Raw genomic sequence first — 18,353 nt, 5'->3', positions numbered from 1 at the left:
GTCAGGCCGTCGGATCGTCCGAGCCGGGGACGAAGGCGTCGAAGGCGGCGAGGAATTGTTCGCGGTAGAGGTCGACTTCCTGCAGGATCTCGTGCTTGGCGCCGTCGATCATCAACAGCGAACCGAGCCTCAGGCTTCTGGCGTATTTTTCCACCGCCTTGGTCGAGACGACCTGGTCGGCGCCGGCGGCGATGATCAGCAGAGGCACTTGGATGCGGGCCATGAAGTCGGGGTCGCTGATGGCTTCAGAGGCCTTCGCCGCCGCCTGCAGCCAGCGGATCGTCGGCCCGCCAAGCGCCAGTTGCGGATATTCTTCATAGATGCGCGTATTGCGGCGATAGCGCTGTGGATCCGACGTCACCTTGTTGACTTCGAAGGGTAGGGTGTGTCTCGGCCGTGGACCCCACGCGGCATAGAGCCTGCCGAGCCCCAGGGCGCAGAAAAGCGAACAGACCCGGCGCACCGTCCGTATCGAGACCGGCAGGTCGGGCAATGTCAGGAATGGCGCGATCAGCACCATGCGCCGCACGCGGTTCACCATCGACGGCGCGGCAAGCAGCGTGATCACAGCGCCGGCGGAATGGGCAAGGATGTAGTAGGGGCCACGGCAGTCCGGCAGCACGATCTCCTCGAAGAACTGCTCCAGGTCGGCCGTATAGTCGCGGAACGACCTGACATAGCCGCGCTGACGATCGCGGATCAACCGGTCGGAATCGCCCTGGCCGCGCCAGTCGAGGGTGGCGACACCGAAGCCGCGCGCGGCAAGGTCGCGGATGGTCTCGAAATATTTCTCGATGCACTCGTTGCGGCCGCCAAGCAGCACAACGGTGCCGCGCATTGGACGCGCCACCGCTGCGAACAGGCCGTAACGTATCTTCTTGCCGTCGCGCGTGGTGAAAAAGCCGCCGGTGGCGTTTTCCGGTCGCGGATTGCCTTCAACTTCGTGAAAAAGCGGGGTGTCGTGGAAAAGATCCGTCATTCGGCGCTTTGTGCTCGGCGTCTTTGCGCGCCAGCCTGTCGCGGCTGGCCTCAAGGTGATAGACGCCAATACATCAAAAGCAAAGCAAATCCGGCTTGTGGAGGACCGCAACGGGGAAGGCCGGAAGCGGCTTTGAGCGCGCTTCCGGCCCCTGTCGATCCGGGAGGAAGGGACGTTAACACCCGGTTCGGCCTCGTTGCGGCACCTCTGGAAAACCGGCGCCGCCAATCCTTGATCTTGAGAGCCACTTTAGCGGCGGCTGTCTGAACGGGCGCCGAAGCGCCGGTTCATCTGCCGTTCATCAAAGGCTGGCCGCCTCATTCTTTTCCGGTCAAACGAAACTTGAAATGCTTTCAAGCGCTCCCCAGATGTGGATTGCGGCCGCCAATGTCGGGGCCGCTGGTCCTCCCGAAACGCCGCTCACGGGTTTCGCACCGGCCATACGCAAACCATGTTGCTCAACAGGAGAACACCTCATGCGTCACGTTGATTTTTCCCCGCTTTATCGTTCGACCGTCGGCTTCGACCGTCTCTTCACGATGCTCGATTCGCTCGCCCAGCCCGATGGCGCGCAGACCTATCCGCCCTACAACATCGAGCGCACTGGTGAGGATTCCTACCGCATCTCGATGGCGGTTGCCGGCTTCTCGGATGACGAGATCTCGATCGAAGCCCACCGCAACGTGCTGACCGTAAAGGGTGAGCGCAAGGACGAGGGCACCGGCGAAGGCTCCGAGCTGCTCTATCGCGGCATTGCCTCCAGGGCCTTCGAGCGCCGCTTCCAGCTTGCCGATCACGTTGAAGTCGTCGGCGCCGCGCTGAAGAACGGCCTGCTCTTCGTCGACCTCAAGCGCAACATTCCCGAAGAGCTGAAGCCGCGCAAGATCGCGATCACCTCGGCTCCGGCCAAGGCCAAGCAGATCGAGGCCAAGACCGCTGCCTAAAGTCTAAAGTCTCCTCCCGAGACGGAAAGCGGCGCCGAAAGGCGCCGCTTTTTTGTTGCCCGGGACACCGGTTAGCCGGCGATCAACTGGCCGAAGCGGTCGACTTCCTCCGAGGTCGTCGCAAAACTGGTGACGAAGCGATAGAGCAGCTCGTCCTCGCCGATATGACCGTCGAAGCCGTGCGGCCTGTGCCAGTCGTAGAAGGCCGCGCCGGCCGCTTGCAGTTTCTCGGCTTGCGTTTTCTTGATCACAGCGAAGACTTCGTTGGCCTGCGGCAGCCACGCCAGCTTGGCCGAGGCCGAATCCTCGATCGCCGCGGCGAGGCGCGCTGCCATGGCGTTGGCATGCCTTGCGGTGTCGAGCCACAGCCCGTCTTTGAAATAGGCTTCGAACTGCGCCGCGACGAAACGCGACTTCGAAAACAGCTGTGCCGCTCGCTTGCGCAGAAAGGCCAATTCCCCAGCGCGGTCGAGATCGAACAGCACGATCGCCTCGGCGCACCAGCAGCCGTTCTTGGTGCCGCCGAAGGACAGGATGTCGACGCCGCGTTTCCACGTCATTTCGGCTGGCGTGGTGTCGAGCGCGGCCAGCGCATTGGCAAAGCGGGCGCCGTCCATGTGCAGCGGCACAGAATGGCGCTTGGCGATCGCCGAGATCGCTTCGATCTCGGCCAGGCCATAGATTGTGCCGACCTCGGTCGACTGGGTGATCGAAACGGCCATCGGCCGGCCCCAATGGACCACCTCGCCGGCGAAACGGCCGATAGCCCTGTCCAGATTGTGTGGTTCGATCTTGCCCAGGGCGCCGTCGACCGCGTGTAGCCGCGCACCGCCGGAAAAATATTCCGGCGCGCCGCACTCGTCCTCGATGACATGCGATTCGCGGTGCGCGAAGGAAATGCCGCCTGGCTTGTTATAGGTCGTCAGCGACAGCGAATTGGCGGCGGTGCCGGTCGCCACGAAGAACACGGCCACCTCGCGTTCGAAAATCTCGCTGAAGCGCCGGTAGACGGCCTGGTCGAGCGCACCGTCGCCATAGGCGGTCGAAAAGCCGGCGGTATGGGCCGAGAGGCCGGCTGCAATGCTTGGGTGGGCGCCTGCCCAATTGTCGGAAGCGAAGAACATGCGTCTGCCTGTGTTGGGAAAATCGCCGGGACCTTGACCGGTTTCATGGTCCGCCCGCAAGAGCCAGCCACCAGAAAACGGGTAAAGCCAGGGTCGGGCCGGCGGCGCCCTCACAGACCGAAGCTTACGTTTTGCAGCCACCTCACGAAATTTTGTGTCGCGACGCGGCCAAGTTTTTTGTGAATCGGTCTTGTATGGGTTCTGGATTTCTGTCATAAAAATTTAGGACAGTAGTGCTGTCTTATTTTGTCGCACAAAACTGGCTGGATTGGCGTATCGTTTAGGCCACTCCGGCTTTTGCCGCGAGCGACAGGTGGACGGACCAGCTCTGGCCTGTACGATACCGGATATGAACCAGCGGCGCGCCGCCTGGTTCGGCGATTTCGCAAGACGTGCCGCAAGAATGAAGGGCGAGCCCAAGTGCTCGCCAAGGCAAACCAGCGCCCGCAGGCCAATGCCACGTGGCGCGGAACGGAGGATAGAACGATGACGGAATTGACGCTCTCTGCGACGAACGGCCAGGCCGCGCAGACGAAAGCGGCCGCCGTCAAAAATACCTCCATAAAAAATCGCGCGACTACCGGCGGCCTCACCGCCCAGGGTCTCTACGATCCGCGCAACGAGCATGACGCCTGCGGCGTCGGCTTCATTGTCAACATGAAGGGCGTGAAGTCGCATCAGATCGTCAAGGACGGGCTTGCCGTGCTCGAGAACCTGACGCATCGCGGCGCCGTCGGCGCCGATCCGCTGGTCGGCGATGGCGCCGGCGTGCTGGCGCAGCTTCCGGATCTTTTTTTCCGTGAGGAGATGGCGGCCCAAGGCATCGAACTGCCACCGGTCGGCCAGTATGGCGTCGGACACTGGTTCATGCCGCAGGATGCCATCCTTCGTGCCCATATCGAAGAGATCATCGCCGAATCGGCGCAGTCCGAGGGGCTGCCGCTGCTCGGATTCCGTGACGTGCCGGTCGACAATTCGTCGCTGTCGAAGGCGCCTGACATCGTCGCGTCCGAGCCGTTCCACCGCCAGGTCTTCATCGGCCGCACGGCCGATATCATCGATGACGAGGAATACGAGGCCAGGCTCTATCTGCTACGCAAGGTCATCTCGGGCCGCATCTACGCCGAGAACGACAACAAGGACATCGGCGCCTATTGCGTGTCGCTGTCGGCGCGCACCATCGTCTACAAGGGCATGTTCCTGGCCTATCAGGTCGGCGCCTACTACAAGGACCTCAAGGACCCGCGTTTCGAAACCGCGCTGATCCTCGTCCACCAGCGCTTCTCGACCAACACCTTCCCGTCGTGGAAGCTTGCGCATCCCTATCGCATGGTCGCCCACAATGGCGAGATCAACACGGTGCGCGGCAACAACAACTGGATGGCGGCGCGCCAGGCGTCGGTCGATTCCGAACTGTTCGGCAACAACATCTCGAAGCTTTGGCCGATCTCCTACGATGGCCAGTCGGATACGGCGTGCTTCGACAATGCGCTCGAGTTCCTGTTCCAGGGCGGCTACAGCCTCAGCCACGCCATGATGATGCTGATCCCGGAAGCCTGGGCCGGCAACAAGCTCATGGATGCCGACCGCAAAGCTTTCTACGAGTATCATGCGGCGTTGATGGAGCCGTGGGATGGGCCAGCGGCGGTCGCCTTCACCGATGGCCGCCAGATTGGCGCCACGCTCGACCGCAACGGATTGCGTCCGGCACGCTACATCGTCACCGATGACGACCGCGTCATCATGGCTTCGGAAGCCGGCGTGCTGCCGGTGCCGGAGGAGAAGATCGTGCAGAAGTGGCGGCTGCAGCCCGGCCGCATGCTTCTGATCGACCTGGCCAAGGGCCGCATCGTCCCCGACGAGGAGATCAAGTCGGAGATCGCGACCAGGCACCCCTACAAGACCTGGCTCTCCAACACGCAGCTCATCCTGGAAGATTTGAAGCCGGTGGAGCCGCGCGCGCTGCGCAAGGACGTCAGCCTGCTCGATCGCCAGCAGGCATTCGGCTACACCCAGGAAGACACCAAGCTGTTGATGTCGCCGATGGCGACCACGGGCCAGGAAGCAGTGGGCTCGATGGGCACCGACACGCCGATCTCGGCGATGTCGGACAAGTCGAAGCTGCTCTACACCTATTTCAAGCAGAATTTCGCCCAGGTCACCAACCCGCCGATCGACCCGATCCGCGAGGAGCTGGTGATGAGCCTGGTGTCCTTCATCGGACCGCGGCCGAACATCTTCGACCTGGTCGGCAATTCGCGCCGCAAGCGGCTCGAGGTGCGCCAGCCGATCCTGACCAACGGCGATCTCGAAAAGATCCGCTCCATCGGCCATACCGAGGACCGTTTCGACACCAAGACGATCGACATCACCTATGGGTCGAGCGAGGGTGCTGCCGGCATGCAGGGCGCCGTCGAACGTCTGTGCGAGCGGGCCGAGGCGGCGGTCGCCGGCGGCTACAACATCATCATCCTGTCCGACCGCCAGCTCGGGCCGGACCGCATCGCCATCCCGGCACTGCTGGCCACGGCCGCCGTGCATCACCACCTGATCCGCAAGGGACTGCGCACCGCAGTGGGCCTGGTCGTGGAATCCGGCGAGCCGCGCGAGGTGCATCATTTCTGCTGCCTTGCCGGCTATGGCGCGGAAGCGATCAATCCCTATCTGGCCTTCGACACGCTGCTCGACATGCACAAGCGCGGCGAGCTGCCGGAAGAGGTCGACGCCTATGAAGTGGTGTCGCGCTACATCAAGTCGATCGGCAAGGGCATCCTCAAGGTGATGTCCAAGATGGGCATCTCGACCTATCAGTCCTATTGCGGCGCGCAGATCTTCGATGCCATCGGGCTGAAGACCGATTTCGTGCAGCAGTACTTCACCGGCACCGCGACGCTGATCGAAGGCGTCGGACTTGATGAGGTCGCAGGCGAAACCGTCAGCCGCCACACGGACGGTTTCGGCAGCGATCCGGTGCTGCGCAACAGCCTGGAGGTCGGCGGCGAGTATCTGTTCCGCATGCGCGGCGAGGCGCATATGTGGTCGCCCGACGCGGTCGCCACCTTGCAGCACGCCGTGCGCCAGGGTTCGTGGGACACGTTCAAGGAGTATTCGGCGCAGATCGACAGCCAGACGGCCCGCGCCCAGACCATCCGCGGCCTGTTCAAGATCAAGCTGGCGGATGAGAGCGGGCGCAAGAAGGTCGCGCTCGACGACGTGATGCCGGCGGCCGAGATCGTCAAGCGCTTCTCGACCGGGGCGATGTCGTTCGGTTCGATCTCCAGGGAAGCGCACACCACGCTGGCGCGCGCCATGAACCAGATCGGCGGCAAGTCGAACACCGGGGAGGGCGGCGAAGAGGCCGACCGCTATCTGCCGCTGCCTGGCGGCGACAAGAACCCGGAACGCTCGGCGATCAAGCAGGTCGCCTCGGGACGGTTCGGCGTGACGGCCGAGTACCTCGTCAATTCCGATGTCATGCAGATCAAGGTGGCGCAGGGCGCCAAGCCCGGCGAGGGCGGCCAATTGCCCGGCCACAAGGTCGACGCGACCATTGCCAAGGTGAGGCACTCGACGCCGGGCGTCGGCCTGATCTCGCCGCCGCCGCACCACGACATCTATTCGATCGAGGATTTGGCGCAGCTGATCTACGACCTGAAGAACGTCAATCCGGCGGCCGACGTGTCGGTCAAGCTGGTGTCGGAAGTCGGTGTCGGCACGGTTGCCGCCGGCGTCGCCAAGGCGCGCGCCGACCACATCACCATCTCGGGTTATGATGGCGGCACCGGCGCCTCGCCGCTGACCTCGCTCAAGCATGCCGGCAGCCCGTGGGAGATGGGTCTTGCCGAGACGCATCAGACGCTGGTGTTGAACGGCCTGCGTTCACGCGTGGCGCTGCAGGTCGATGGCGGCCTGCGCACCGGGCGCGACGTCATCATCGGCGCGCTGCTCGGCGCCGACGAGTTCGGCTTCTCGACCGCGCCGCTGATCGCGGCCGGCTGCATCATGATGCGCAAGTGCCATCTCAACACCTGTCCGGTCGGTGTGGCGACGCAGGACCCGGTGCTGCGCAAGCGCTTCAAGGGCACGCCCGAGCACGTCATCAACTTCTTCTTCTACGTGGCGGAAGAGGTGCGGGCGCTGCTCGCCGAAATGGGCTTTACCCATATCGACCAGATCATCGGCGACGCCGACCTTCTGGAAAAGCGCGACGTGATCCAGCACTGGAAGGCGCGCGGGCTCGACTTCTCTAAGATGTTCTACAAGCCGGATGCGCCGCATGAAGCAGTGCATTGGACGGAACGGCAGAAGCACCCGATCGACGATGTGCTCGACCGCAAGCTGATCGAACTGGCCAAGCCCGCATTGGAGGCCAAGCAGCCGGTCAAGATCGAGGTGGACATCCGCAATGTCGACCGTTCCACGGGCGCCATGCTGTCGGGTGAGGTGGCCAAGCGCTTCAAGCACAAGGGGCTGCGCGAGGACACGATCCAGGTCAAGCTCACCGGAACCGCCGGCCAGTCCTTCGGCGCCTTCCTGGCACGCGGCGTTTCCTTCGAGTTGGTCGGTGCCGGCAACGACTATGTCGGCAAGGGCCTGTCGGGCGGCCGCATCGTCATCCGGCCGCCGCAAGAAGCCAGGATCGTCGCGGCCGACTCCATCATCGTCGGCAATACGGTGCTCTATGGCGCGACCGAGGGCGAGGCCTATTTCGCCGGGGTCGCCGGCGAGCGCTTCGCGGTGCGCAATTCGGGCGTGGCGGCCGTCGTCGAAGGCGTCGGCGATCATGGCTGCGAATACATGACGGGCGGCGTCGTCGTCGTCATCGGCAAGACCGGCCGCAACTTCGCCGCCGGCATGTCGGGCGGCGTCGCCTACGTGCTGGACGAGGCGGGCGATTTCGCCGAGCGCTGCAACATGGCCATGGTCGAGCTGGAGCCGGTTCCGGAAGAAGACGACCTGATGGAAAAGCTGCTGCACCATGGCGGCGACCTCGACCACAAGGGCCGCGTCGACGTCTCCGGCGACATGACCAGCCATGACGAGGAACGGCTCTACCAGCTGATCTCGAACCACGTGCACTATACGGGTTCGGTGCGCGGCCGCGAGATCCTCGACGACTGGGCGACGTTCCGGCCGAAATTCCGCAAGATCATGCCGGTCGAATACCGCCGCGCGCTGATCGAGATGGAACGCATGCGCATGGGCGTCGCGGCCGAATAGATTTTTGAGAATTGCCGGGGAGCCCAGGCTTCCCGGCCCCTTCATCGACAGTTTGACCTCGGGCTCAAGGTTGCCATGGCTGCCTCAAGAGGTTAACGGGTGCGGCGAAAACCGCACCATCTGGACAGCAGGAACTGGACTATGGGCAAGGTAACAGGCTTTCTCGAAATCGACCGGCAGGTGCACAAGTACCAGCCGGCCTCCGACCGCATCCGGCATTTCCGCGAATTCACGCTGCCGATGTCGGACAAGGAGGTGGAGAAACAGGCCGCGCGCTGCATGGATTGCGGCATTCCGTTCTGCCACGGGCCGACCGGCTGCCCGATCCACAACCAGATCCCCGACTGGAACGACCTCGTCTACAACAGGGACTGGGACAACGCGATCCGCAACCTGCACTCGACCAACAACTTCCCGGAGTTCACCGGCCGCATCTGCCCGGCACCTTGCGAGGAAGCCTGCACGCTGAACCTCGAGGACATTCCTGTCGCCATCAAGACGGTGGAGCAGGCGATCGCGGACAAGGCCTATGAGACCGGCCACATCAGGCCCTATCCGCCGGAAAGGAAGACCGGCAAGCGGGTCGCCATCATCGGGTCCGGCCCGGCTGGCATGGCGGCGGCCCAGCAGCTTGGCCGCGCCGGCCACGACGTGCATGTCTATGAGCGCGAGAGCCGGCCAGGCGGGCTGATGCGTTACGGCATTCCCGACTTCAAGATCGAGAAGCACTATATCGACCGGCGCATCGAACAGATGCAGGGCGAGGGGGTGACCTTCCACTGTGGCGTCAATGTCGGCGTCGACAAGCCCGTGGCTGAACTGCTCGCAGAGCATGATGCCGTGCTCTATTGCGGCGGTTCGGAAACGCCGCGCGCCGCCGGGATACCCGGCGATGATCTCGGCGGTGTGCATGACGCGATGCCCTATCTGGTGCAGCAGAACCGCCGCGTCGGCGGTGAGCCGATCCAGTCCGTGGCATGGCCGTCGCATCCGATCATCGCCGGTGGCCAGCATGTCGTTGTCGTCGGTGGTGGCGATACCGCCTCCGACTGCGTCGGCACCGCCTTCCGCCAGGGCGCCGTGCGCGTCACCCAGCTCGACATCCGCCCGCAGCCGCCCGAGAAGGAAGACAAGCTCGCCGTCTGGCCCTACTGGGCAACCAAGATGCGCACCTCGTCCTCGCAGGCCGAGGGCGCGGAGCGCGAATTCCAGGTGGCGACGCTCGAATTCATCGGCGAGGAAGGCCAGCTTACGGGCGTCAAATGCTGCGAGGTCGACGAGAAGCGCAAGCCGATCGCCGGCACCGAATTCGTCATCCGCGCCGATCTGGCCTTCATCGCCATCGGCTTTGCCGGACCGGCGACGGCAGGCGTTGCGGCGGAACTGGAGGGTGAGATGAAGATCACCACCGACAGCCGCCGTTCCAGGAATGTCGAGGCCAATGACCGCGACTACAGGACCAGCGTCGACCGGCTCTACGCGGCGGGCGACGTGCGCCGTGGCCAGTCTCTGGTCGTCTGGGCGATCCGCGAAGGCCGCCAGGCGGCACGCTCGATCGACGAGGCGCTGATGGGGACGACCGTCCTGCCGCGTTAAGGGGTAATCGCCGTCGTGGTATCGGCGGCCGCCGCCGCGGCTGCCGGACTTGCCTTCGGCGGCCAGGAAAAGTCGTCGGCGCGTCCGGGCGAAGCTTCCGGCGCCTTGCCCTCGATCACCAACCTTTCCCCGGGAAGAGCTGGATCGGCCTTCGGCAGTGGGGCGGCGCCGAGCAATTCGGTGCCGCCGTCGAGCGCGGGATCGCTGAGCAGCATGGGTTGGGTGCGATCGATGACGATGGGGGCGGCGGCCGAACCGGGCGCCTCGACCGGTGCGCCCGCCGGCGCCGCCGTCGGTGCCACGCTTCCCGGCGCGGCCAGTCCAAGGATCTTCACCAGCGACTTTTCGGTGTAGAAGGCGAGTTTGCGCTTGCCTGCCTTGGACACGTTGATGCCGTCATCGGCGCGCAGCCGCACGGGCTGGCCATTCATGTCGGGGCCGCTGGTAATGAAGGCCCCGTTCTCGTCGACGAAACCGTCCCAGACATCGACGAATTCGCCGCCGTGGCTTTCGGCCGCCTTGTGGTAGATGTCGTTGAAGGCCAGCATGTCCGAGGTCATCTTCGGCACCCGGAAGGCCGGCATGCCCACCCATAGGAAAGGCACCTTGGCGGTGGCGATTGCCTTGCCGAACTCATCGGTACGGTGTTCGTACTCCTTGGTCCAGTTTTCGGAACGAGGCTGCTCGCGTACGTCCCCGACCTTCATCTGCTGGCGGTCGTTAGACCCCAGCATGACGACCACCGCGGCGGGCTTTTCGGTTTCGATCAGCGATTTGATCTGTTCGGGCCAGTTGTAGAAATCATCGCGCACGAAGCCTGACGAGCCATTGCTGCGGTCAACGATCCTGACGCCGGTATTCTCGGCGAAGGCTTCGTCCAGACCCTCGGCCAGACCCGCCGCCATGAAGTCGCCGACCACAAGGACGGTGCGGGCGTCCGGCGCTTTTTCGGCCACGGGCGTTGCAGGCTCCTCGGGTGGGCGAGGCGCACGAGGTTTCTTCTTCGGCTTGGGTATCGCCTTCTGGATGTCCAGTGGCGGCTCTACCCGCTCGCTGCGGCGCGGAAACAGAAGGTCGCGCAACGACCAGCCGCGGCTCTGCTGCGGCTGCTCCTGCGCCATGGCTGGGGCGTGGACGGCGCCGGCCACGGCGATGGCGAGCACGGCGAAGGCCAGAATCAGCACCGGCATGCGACGAACGACCGTCCCGATGCGCGCAGGCCAAACCAATCGCCCCCTCCCTACTCAACTACGCCAGGTTTTATTTTTGCCTGAGCCATTTCAGCACTTCCAAGCTCGGATAGCCATCCTGGGCCAAGCCAACCTTCGCCTGATAAGCCATGATGGCCGTCTTCGAGCCGTCACCGATCTTGCCGTCGAATTTGCCATCATAAAGGCCATGCTGGGAAAGTCGCTTCTGCAACTCCTGCCTTTCCTCGAAGCTGAGCTTGGTGAAAGGTCGCTGCCAGTCCTGCACCAGGCCGTTGCCGCCAGCGATCTCATCGGCAAGCAGACCGACAGCGAGCGCGTATTTGTCGGCATTGTTGTAGGCCTTGATGACCGAGAAATTCCTGATCATCAGGAAGGCCGGCCCGCCGCGGCCGTCCGGCACTTTCAGCGTCGCCTTGTCGGTAAGGGTCTTGAACGGTTTGCCGCTGGCCCTGACGACGCCGAGCGCCTGCCATTGCGCCAGGGTCTTCGATCCGCCCGGCAATTTGCCTGCCGGCAAGGTGACTTCGTAGCCCCAGGTCTTGCCGGCCTGCCAGCCATTCTTCTTGAGCAGGTTAGCCGATGTCGCCAACGCATCGGGAATGGAATTCCAGATGTCGCGCTTGCCGTTACCGTCCATGTCGACGGCATAATGCTGGTAGCTGGTCGGGATGAACTGGGTCTGGCCCATGGCACCCGCCCAGGAGCCCATCAGGTGGCTTTCGTCGATGTCGCCGCTCTGCAGGATCTTCAGCGCCGCGACCAACTGGGTGCGGGCGTATTTCGAACGTTTCGGGTCGCCATATCCCAAAGTCGCCAGCGAACGGACGACATTGCGCATGATGTCGTCGCGCTTGAGGATCTCGCCATAGTTCGATTCCATCGACCAGATGGCCAACAGCACGTAGCGGTCGACACCGAACCTCGCCTCGATCCTGTCCAGCCAAGGTTTCCACTTTTTCGCCATCTGCTGCCCGACGGCGACGGACTGGTCATGGACGCGGTTGTCGAAATAATCCCAGGCGGGTGCGGTGAATTCGGGCTGGGTACGGGCCTTTTCCAGCACCACCGGGTCGGGCTCGTTGATCCCCCGGAAGGCCTGGTCGTAGACGGCGCCGGAAACGCCGCCGGCCACGGCGGTGGCGCGGAAGCCGGCGACCCATTGCCGGAACCCGGCGTCGGCGAAGGCCGGCCCGGTGGGAATGAGCAAAGCGAGCGAGAGGCTTGCCGCCGTCATGACGCTGCTGAAACGTTTTGCGGCATTGCGAACGGACATCTTTTCCTCCTTCTTTGTCTCAGGAAAGACCATTCATCGCCGAACCGGGTTAGGAATTAGTTTACCATAGGCGTCGCCTGGAACGAAAAGACACCTCGATGCTTTAACCGGTGGAAGTTTCCCTCAGCCGCTCCAGTAATCTTCAATTCCGGCGTGAAAATGTCGCGAGACGGGGATTGCGGAGCCGGCCAGCAAACGGATAATTGAAAGCATGAAGAGAGTTCGCAAGGCAGTTTTCCCGGTCGCCGGCCTCGGCACCCGGTTTCTCCCGGCCACCAAGGCCGTTCCCAAGGAAATGCTGACCGTCGTCGACAGGCCGGTCATCCAGTATGTCGTCGATGAGGCGCGCGAGGCGGGCATCGAGCATTTCATCTTCGTCACCGGCCGCAACAAGGCGGTCATCGAGGACCATTTCGATATCCAGTTCGAGCTCTATGACACGCTGGCACAGCGCGGCAAGGACGAGCAGCTTGCCCGCCTGCAGCGGCTGCAGCCGGCGCCGGGCCAGACCAGCTTCACCCGCCAGCAGGTGCCGATGGGTCTCGGCCATGCTGTCTGGTGCGCGCGCGAACTGGTCGGCGACGAGCCGTTCGCGCTGTTGTTGCCCGACATGATCATGCAGTCGGAGAAGAGCTGCACGAAGGCGATGGTCGAACTCTACGAGGAAACCGGCAACAACATCATCGCGGTGCAGGAATGCGACCCGGCGGAGGCTCACAAATACGGCATTGTCGGCCGCGGCGAAGACACCCATCACGGCTTCCGCATCACCGAGATGGTGGAAAAGCCGAAGACCGGCACAGCGCCCTCCAACCTCTATATCAACGGCCGCTACATCCTGCAGCCGGAGATCTTCAAAATTCTCGAAGGCCAGGAGAAGGGCGCCGGCAACGAAATCCAGCTCACCGACGCGATGCTAAAGCTGGAAAAGCAGCAAGCCTTCTACGGCTATCATTATCAGGGCCGCACCTTCGATTGCGGCTCGCCGGAAGGTTTTGTCGAGGCCAATGTCGCCTTCGCGCTGTGGCGCAACGACATGAACCAGAGCATGGCCGGCGTGATCCGCACGCTTCTCGACGAGATGAAGCCATCAGAACGGCGCGGGGCAGCGTTTTAAGCCCCATACTTTCGTCATCCTCGGCGAAGCAGGAGCCAGAGAGATGCTCCAGGCCTATCACCGCAGAGGCGACCCATAAGTCGCTGCATGGATCCTGGGGTCTGCGCCGGGTCGCTTCGCTCCTTGCTACGCCCCAGGATGACGAAGTGCATACGCGTTCAGCGCTGCACTTTCATGCCGAGGTAGATGCTGTTGGCGGTGTAGTCGCGGCCGGGCAGGTTGCTGGTCAGTTTTTCGGTTCTCACCCGGGTGGTGAGGCCGGCATAGCGGTTCAGCCACCAGGTCAGGCCGGCCTCGGCGCTCAAGATCCTGTCATGGCCGTTGATGCCGACATAGTCGCGCCAGTCCAGGCCCAGTGCCGCATTCGCGGTGAGATTGGATCGGATCACGCGTTCGCCCGTCAGGCGTCCGGAGTAGAGGATATCGCCGCTTTCGCCTGATGTGGTCGTGGTCTCGACAGTGGTCTTGCCGGTCAGGCCGATCGTGGTGCCGCGTTCGGGCGACCAGTTTAGATCGGCATTGACGGTGGCACCCGAAATCGCTTCAAGGCTTTTGTCGTCGATCGCTTCCCTGAGCCAGCCGGCCGAGAATTCACCCGACAGCTTCTCGCCCATGTCGACTTGCAGGCCCGCGCGGGCGCCGAGGCGCGTCGAGGAGCGCTCGAAGCCTTCATCGTCGATGCGCTGGTCATAGGCCCGGCGGCCGACCTCGATTTCGGTGAAGGGCGTGAGCGCCGGGGAAATCTCGTAGCCGGTGCGCAAGGTTGCCGTGTAGAGCGTGTTGTCTTGATCCTTCTGCGACAGCGAGGTGCCGTCGGCGAGCTTGGCGTCACCGTAGAAGTCGTGTGAGACCGCCCCGGTCAACCTGTACTGCATCTTGCCGACGGCCTTCTCGACGCCGATGCTGCCATCGATCGTCTGCCGCAGCGGCTGGGTGCTGACGCCGGCAATGGCATCGGGCGAAGACGCCGATTCCGGCACGGCTTCGTAGCCGAGCTTGGCGATGGCGCGCAATTCCTTGTCGAGGTCGACATTGAGTTGGCCTTCGATGCGGCCCTGCCCATCGTGAACCGGGTAGCCCGACACGGTTTCGCGGAAATTGCCATAGCCGTCGATGGTCGCGGAGTTTTCGCGCCAGTCGGAAGCGGCGGTAAAGCGCAGCGCCGTCTCGGACAGCAGCGCCGACGTGCCGGCACTGCTCGAATCGCCGTTCGTCGTCGCCGTCAGCCCCTGTTCGAGGGTCGGCCGGATGACGAAGGAGCCCCATTTGACACCGGTGGCGGCGAACGGATCGTCCTCGGGCTTCTTGTTCTGGCCTTCGATCGCAGCGGTGCGCTCGGCGCCGGCGTCGAGTTTCTGCCTGTCCACACTGTCGATGGTAAGTGCACGGCGGTTGGCCGCTTCCTGGTCCGCCGCGGTGTTGTCGGTATCGTCGGTCCTCGCCGTGGTGACTGCCGTGGCGGTGGTGGTTGGATCCGTAGCCGCCGTGGTGCCCTTTTTCTTCTTGGACTTGTCGGCAGCCTTGTCCTTTGCCTTGTCGGCCGCGTTCTGCCTGGCGTTCGAAGTGCGGCGCGGCTTGGGCGGCGTCGGTGTGTCGGCGGAGATATCGTCGCTGGCCTGGGGCGGGTCGAAGACGCTCGTGGTCGAGTTCGCGGCGTCGGTATCGTCAGGCACGGCACCGGCGCTGGCCGGCAGATAGGTGCGCGCCGACGCATCGTCCTGCGCGGCAGCATTGGCCGCCGCTTGCTGGGCAAGAACAAGGTTTCTTGCCTTGCGCTGCTGGTCGGACAGGATCGCCGATTCCGACACTTCTCCACGCAGTTCCGTTTCCTGGGCCTGGAGTGGCGCAGGACGCAGCAAGGCAAGGACGCTGGTCGCCAGCAGCAAGGCGCAGACCGCGTTGCCCCGTCGTCCTCTCGATTTTTCTGGCTGGACCCCGGACATCGCCACCACTGCTCGCGCGGCGCATGCGCGCCATACTTACCGAACCGTAAATGGGGATGGTTAACGGAGGGTTGAGGTCGCGCGCGTCCCCGGTTCAAACGCGATTTCCGCGGGCGACAATGCGGGTCCGCGTCGTGCCTTCCGTTTTGATCCTTGTCGTTGTCCCAAATTACCGCACACATTCAGCCGTCATGCGGAAGGCCATTTCTGTTGGACAGGCGGGCGGCAAAGCGCTAAGCGCATCAGCCATGCATGCGAGACCTCTCGATAAGAAGCCCCTGGACAGGCAAGCGTCGATCGAATCGGCGCTGAGAACGGTGGCAACCGAGCAGGCCGGGATCGCGGCCCTTGCCGAGGCGCTCGAGAACGGACTGGCGGCACCCTTTGCCCATGCCGTCGACATGATCTCGAAGATCGAGGGCCGGCTCATCGTCACCGGTGTCGGCAAAAGCGGCCATATCGGTTCGAAGATTGCGGCGACGCTGGCCTCCACCGGCACGCCTGCCTTCTTCGTCCATCCCGCCGAGGCCAATCATGGTGATCTCGGCATGATCGCCAAGGACGATGCCATCATCGCAATCTCGTGGTCGGGCGAGAGCAAGGAGATGATGGGTATCGTCGCCTATTCCCGGCGGTTTTCCATTCCGCTCATCGCCGTCACCTCTGGAGAGACGTCGGCGCTGGCGCGCGCGGCCGACGTCGTGCTTTTGTTGCCACGCACCCCCGAGGCCTGCCCGCATGGCCTGGCGCCGACAACATCGACGCTGCTGCAGCTGGTCGTCGGCGACGCGCTGGCGATCGCGCTGCTCGAGGCGCGCGGCTTCACGCCGGACCATTTTCGCACCTTCCATCCCGGCGGCCAGCTTGGCGCCAACCTGACCATGGTCTCCGAGATCATGCGGGTCGGCGACCAGATGCCGCTGGCCGTCGTCGGCACCAAGATGCCGGAAGCGGTGATGACGTTGTCGCAGAAGAAGGTCGGCTGCGTCCTGATCGTCGACGCGAATGGCGAATTGGCCGGGATCATCACCGACGGCGATGTGGCGCGCAACCTGCACCGTAACCTGGCCGATGTCATCGTCGACGAGGTGATGACCCGCACACCCAAGACGGTCGACCCGCAGACGCTAGCAGGTACGGCCATCGCGCTGCTCAACGAGCACAATATCGGCGCACTGGTGGTGACCAGGAACAACATGCCGCTGGGCGTGGTGCATTTTCACGACCTGCTGCGCATCGGCGCAGCCTGAGGTGCGCTGATATTCAGGTGAGGTCGGCCTGCAAATGGCTGATCCCTGGGCTTCCCCGTTCTACTGCGTCGCAGTAGAACTGAGCTCGCGTACGAAAAGTACGCTCCGCTCCGGTTCTCGGCATCAGCCATTTTCGACTCGCCCTGACCTGAATCTCAGCACACCTGCGCGTCGGCGGCATTCAGGTAATGGCGAGCTGAAATTCAGACCTGCTCCACCGTCAATTCCAGATCGGTGTCGGCGGCGGCGGTGACGCGGACTTGGGTGCCGGCGGGCAGGTCCGGGCCGGAAACGCGCCACAGCGTGTCGCCGAGCTTGATGCGGCCACGGCCGTCGCGGATCGGTTCGGCAAGTGTCGCCATCCTACCGATCATCTGCGCACCACGGCGGTTGAGCAGGGGCTGGTCGGTCGGCTGGTCGCGTCCGCCCATGAGTTTCTTGCCGACAAAGGCTGAAACCAGCGACAGCACGAGGAACAGCAGCACCTGGACCTGCCATGTCCAGATGGCGGCATCCCAGATTAGCAGCGACACCGCGCCGACGATCAGGGCGGCGATGCCGATCCAAAGCATGAAGAAACCCGGCGCGATGACCTCTACAACCAGCAGCACGAAGCCCAGAACCATCCAGTTCCACGGGCCGAGTTCAGAAACGATGCGGTCGATCATGAGCGTGGCCTATCTCAGTTTTCGGAGGGCCTGACGACAGGCGGACGCGCTGCCTGCCTTTGCGCACCGGTCGTGCCTTCGCTGCGGAAGACTTCCTTGGCGATCTCGCCGATACCGCCGAGCGTGCCGATCAGCGAGGAGGCTTCCAGGGGCATCAGCACGACCTTGCTGTTGGTGGCCGAACCGATCCTGGTCAAGGCCTCGGTGTATTTCTGGGCGACGAAGTAGTTCAGCGCTTGCACGTCGCCCTTGGAAATCGCTTCCGACACCACCTGGGTGGCGCGGGCTTCGGCTTCGGCGGAGCGTTCGCGCGCCTCGGCGTCGCGGAAGGCGGCTTCCTTGCGGCCCTCGGCTTCGAGGATCTGCGACTGTTTGAGGCCTTCGGCGGCCAGGATTTGCGCGCGCTTGTTGCGCTCGGCGGTCATCTGGCGGCCCATCGATTCGATCAGGTTCGCCGGCGGGTTGATGTCCTTGATCTCGACGCGGGTGATCTTGATGCCCCACGGATGCGCCGCTTCGTCGACGACGCGCAGCAGGCGCTCGTTGATGGCGTCGCGGTTGGACAACAGCTCATCGAGGTCCATCGAGCCCATTACAGTACGGATGTTGGTCATCGTCAGGTTGAGGATGGCGTTCTGCAGGCCGGCAACCTGATAGGCGGCCTGTGCCGCGTTGAGGATCTGGTAGAAAGCGATGCCGTCGACGCCGACGATGGCGTTGTCGCGGGTGATGATCTCCTGGCTCGGAACGTCGAGCACCTGTTCCATCATGTTCATCTTGGCGCCGATGCGGTCAACGAATGGTGTGATGAGGTTGAGGCCGGGGCTCAGTGTCTTGGTGTAACGACCAAAGCGTTCGACGGTATAGTTGTATCCCTGCGGAATTGTTTTGATGCCCTTGAACAGCACCAGCACGACAAGCGCGACCAGAACAACGACCGCAATATCGAAACCACTGAAATCCATTTGGTTCTCCCTCAGAGGCAGGCCGCGCGAGCCATTCCCACGCAGCCGACTTCACCAAAGACT

Annotated in this window: 12 protein-coding genes; 5 read left to right on the top strand and 7 right to left on the bottom strand. The window is 63.5% G+C overall.

Translation table 11 applies throughout. The features are described from left to right. Window position 1: 1 nt before the first annotated feature. Window positions 2–979 carry an alpha/beta hydrolase gene (locus EN804_RS07090; RefSeq protein ID WP_135918991.1) on the bottom strand — a complete coding sequence of 326 codons (978 nt, stop codon included), beginning with the start codon at window positions 977–979 and terminating at the stop codon, window positions 2–4. A 476-nt stretch (window positions 980–1,455) separates the two neighbouring features. Between EN804_RS07090 and EN804_RS07085 the strand changes: the two genes are divergently transcribed. Beyond that, window positions 1,456–1,923 carry an Hsp20 family protein gene (locus EN804_RS07085; RefSeq protein ID WP_027142918.1) on the top strand — a complete coding sequence of 156 codons (468 nt, stop codon included), beginning with the start codon at window positions 1,456–1,458 and terminating at the stop codon, window positions 1,921–1,923. Between the two features lie 71 nt (window positions 1,924–1,994). Here EN804_RS07085 and EN804_RS07080 read toward each other — a convergent pair whose 3' ends face one another. Beyond that, entirely contained in the window at window positions 1,995–3,047 is a 1,053-nt protein-coding gene (locus EN804_RS07080) for a low specificity L-threonine aldolase (RefSeq protein ID WP_127278509.1), read from the bottom strand. 486 nt (window positions 3,048–3,533) lie between these two features. On the opposite strand from EN804_RS07080, the gene gltB reads away from it, so the two are divergent. Together gltB and EN804_RS07070 are read left to right on the top strand one after the other, a co-directional pair. Then, the gene (gltB, locus tag EN804_RS07075; RefSeq protein ID WP_135918990.1) at window positions 3,534–8,267 is read left to right on the top strand and encodes a glutamate synthase large subunit; all 4,734 of its coding nucleotides are present in this window, start codon (window positions 3,534–3,536) and stop codon (window positions 8,265–8,267) included. Window positions 8,268–8,408: 141 nt separating this feature from the next. Then, window positions 8,409–9,863 (top strand): glutamate synthase subunit beta, encoded by a 1,455-nt coding sequence (locus EN804_RS07070; protein ID WP_127869907.1) that lies wholly within the window; start codon window positions 8,409–8,411, stop codon window positions 9,861–9,863. On the opposite strand, the gene EN804_RS07065 is transcribed toward EN804_RS07070, so the two are convergent. Together EN804_RS07065 and EN804_RS07060 are read right to left on the bottom strand one after the other, a co-directional pair. Then, window positions 9,860–11,092, bottom strand: coding sequence for a DUF459 domain-containing protein (locus EN804_RS07065; RefSeq protein ID WP_135918989.1), 1,233 nt, complete (start codon window positions 11,090–11,092; stop codon window positions 9,860–9,862). The two genes, EN804_RS07070 and EN804_RS07065, sit on opposite strands and share 4 nt — an antisense overlap. A 31-nt stretch (window positions 11,093–11,123) precedes the next feature. Beyond that, window positions 11,124–12,347, bottom strand: coding sequence for a lytic murein transglycosylase (locus EN804_RS07060; protein WP_135918988.1), 1,224 nt, complete (start codon window positions 12,345–12,347; stop codon window positions 11,124–11,126). 202 nt (window positions 12,348–12,549) lie between these two features. Here EN804_RS07060 and galU point away from each other — a divergent pair, with 202 nt between their 5' ends. Next, window positions 12,550–13,464 (top strand): UTP--glucose-1-phosphate uridylyltransferase GalU, encoded by a 915-nt coding sequence (galU, locus tag EN804_RS07055; protein ID WP_189521863.1) that lies wholly within the window; start codon window positions 12,550–12,552, stop codon window positions 13,462–13,464. Window positions 13,465–13,622: 158 nt separating this feature from the next. On the opposite strand, the gene EN804_RS07050 is transcribed toward galU, so the two are convergent. After that, window positions 13,623–15,407, bottom strand: a complete 1,785-nt coding sequence (locus tag EN804_RS07050; protein ID WP_189524454.1) for an outer membrane beta-barrel protein — start codon at window positions 15,405–15,407, stop codon at window positions 13,623–13,625. A 248-nt stretch (window positions 15,408–15,655) separates the two neighbouring features. On the opposite strand from EN804_RS07050, the gene EN804_RS07045 reads away from it, so the two are divergent. Beyond that, the gene (locus EN804_RS07045) at window positions 15,656–16,657 is read left to right on the top strand and encodes a KpsF/GutQ family sugar-phosphate isomerase (protein WP_127278885.1); all 1,002 of its coding nucleotides are present in this window, start codon (window positions 15,656–15,658) and stop codon (window positions 16,655–16,657) included. A 203-nt stretch (window positions 16,658–16,860) separates the two neighbouring features. Here the strand turns inward: EN804_RS07045 and EN804_RS07040 are convergent, their stop codons facing one another. Beyond that, a complete protein-coding gene (locus EN804_RS07040; protein WP_127278884.1) occupies window positions 16,861–17,325 on the bottom strand; it encodes an NfeD family protein in 465 nt (154 codons plus the stop codon). A 14-nt stretch (window positions 17,326–17,339) separates the two neighbouring features. After that, complete coding sequence (locus EN804_RS07035; RefSeq protein WP_127278883.1) at window positions 17,340–18,290, bottom strand: SPFH domain-containing protein; 951 nt, start codon at window positions 18,288–18,290, stop codon at window positions 17,340–17,342. Between the last annotated feature and the right edge of the window lie 63 nt (window positions 18,291–18,353).

This window comes from Mesorhizobium sp. M8A.F.Ca.ET.161.01.1.1, from assembly GCF_004792105.1.
GTDB lineage: Bacteria > Pseudomonadota > Alphaproteobacteria > Rhizobiales > Rhizobiaceae > Mesorhizobium.
This window is presented reverse-complemented; position numbering and strand designations above follow the sequence as displayed.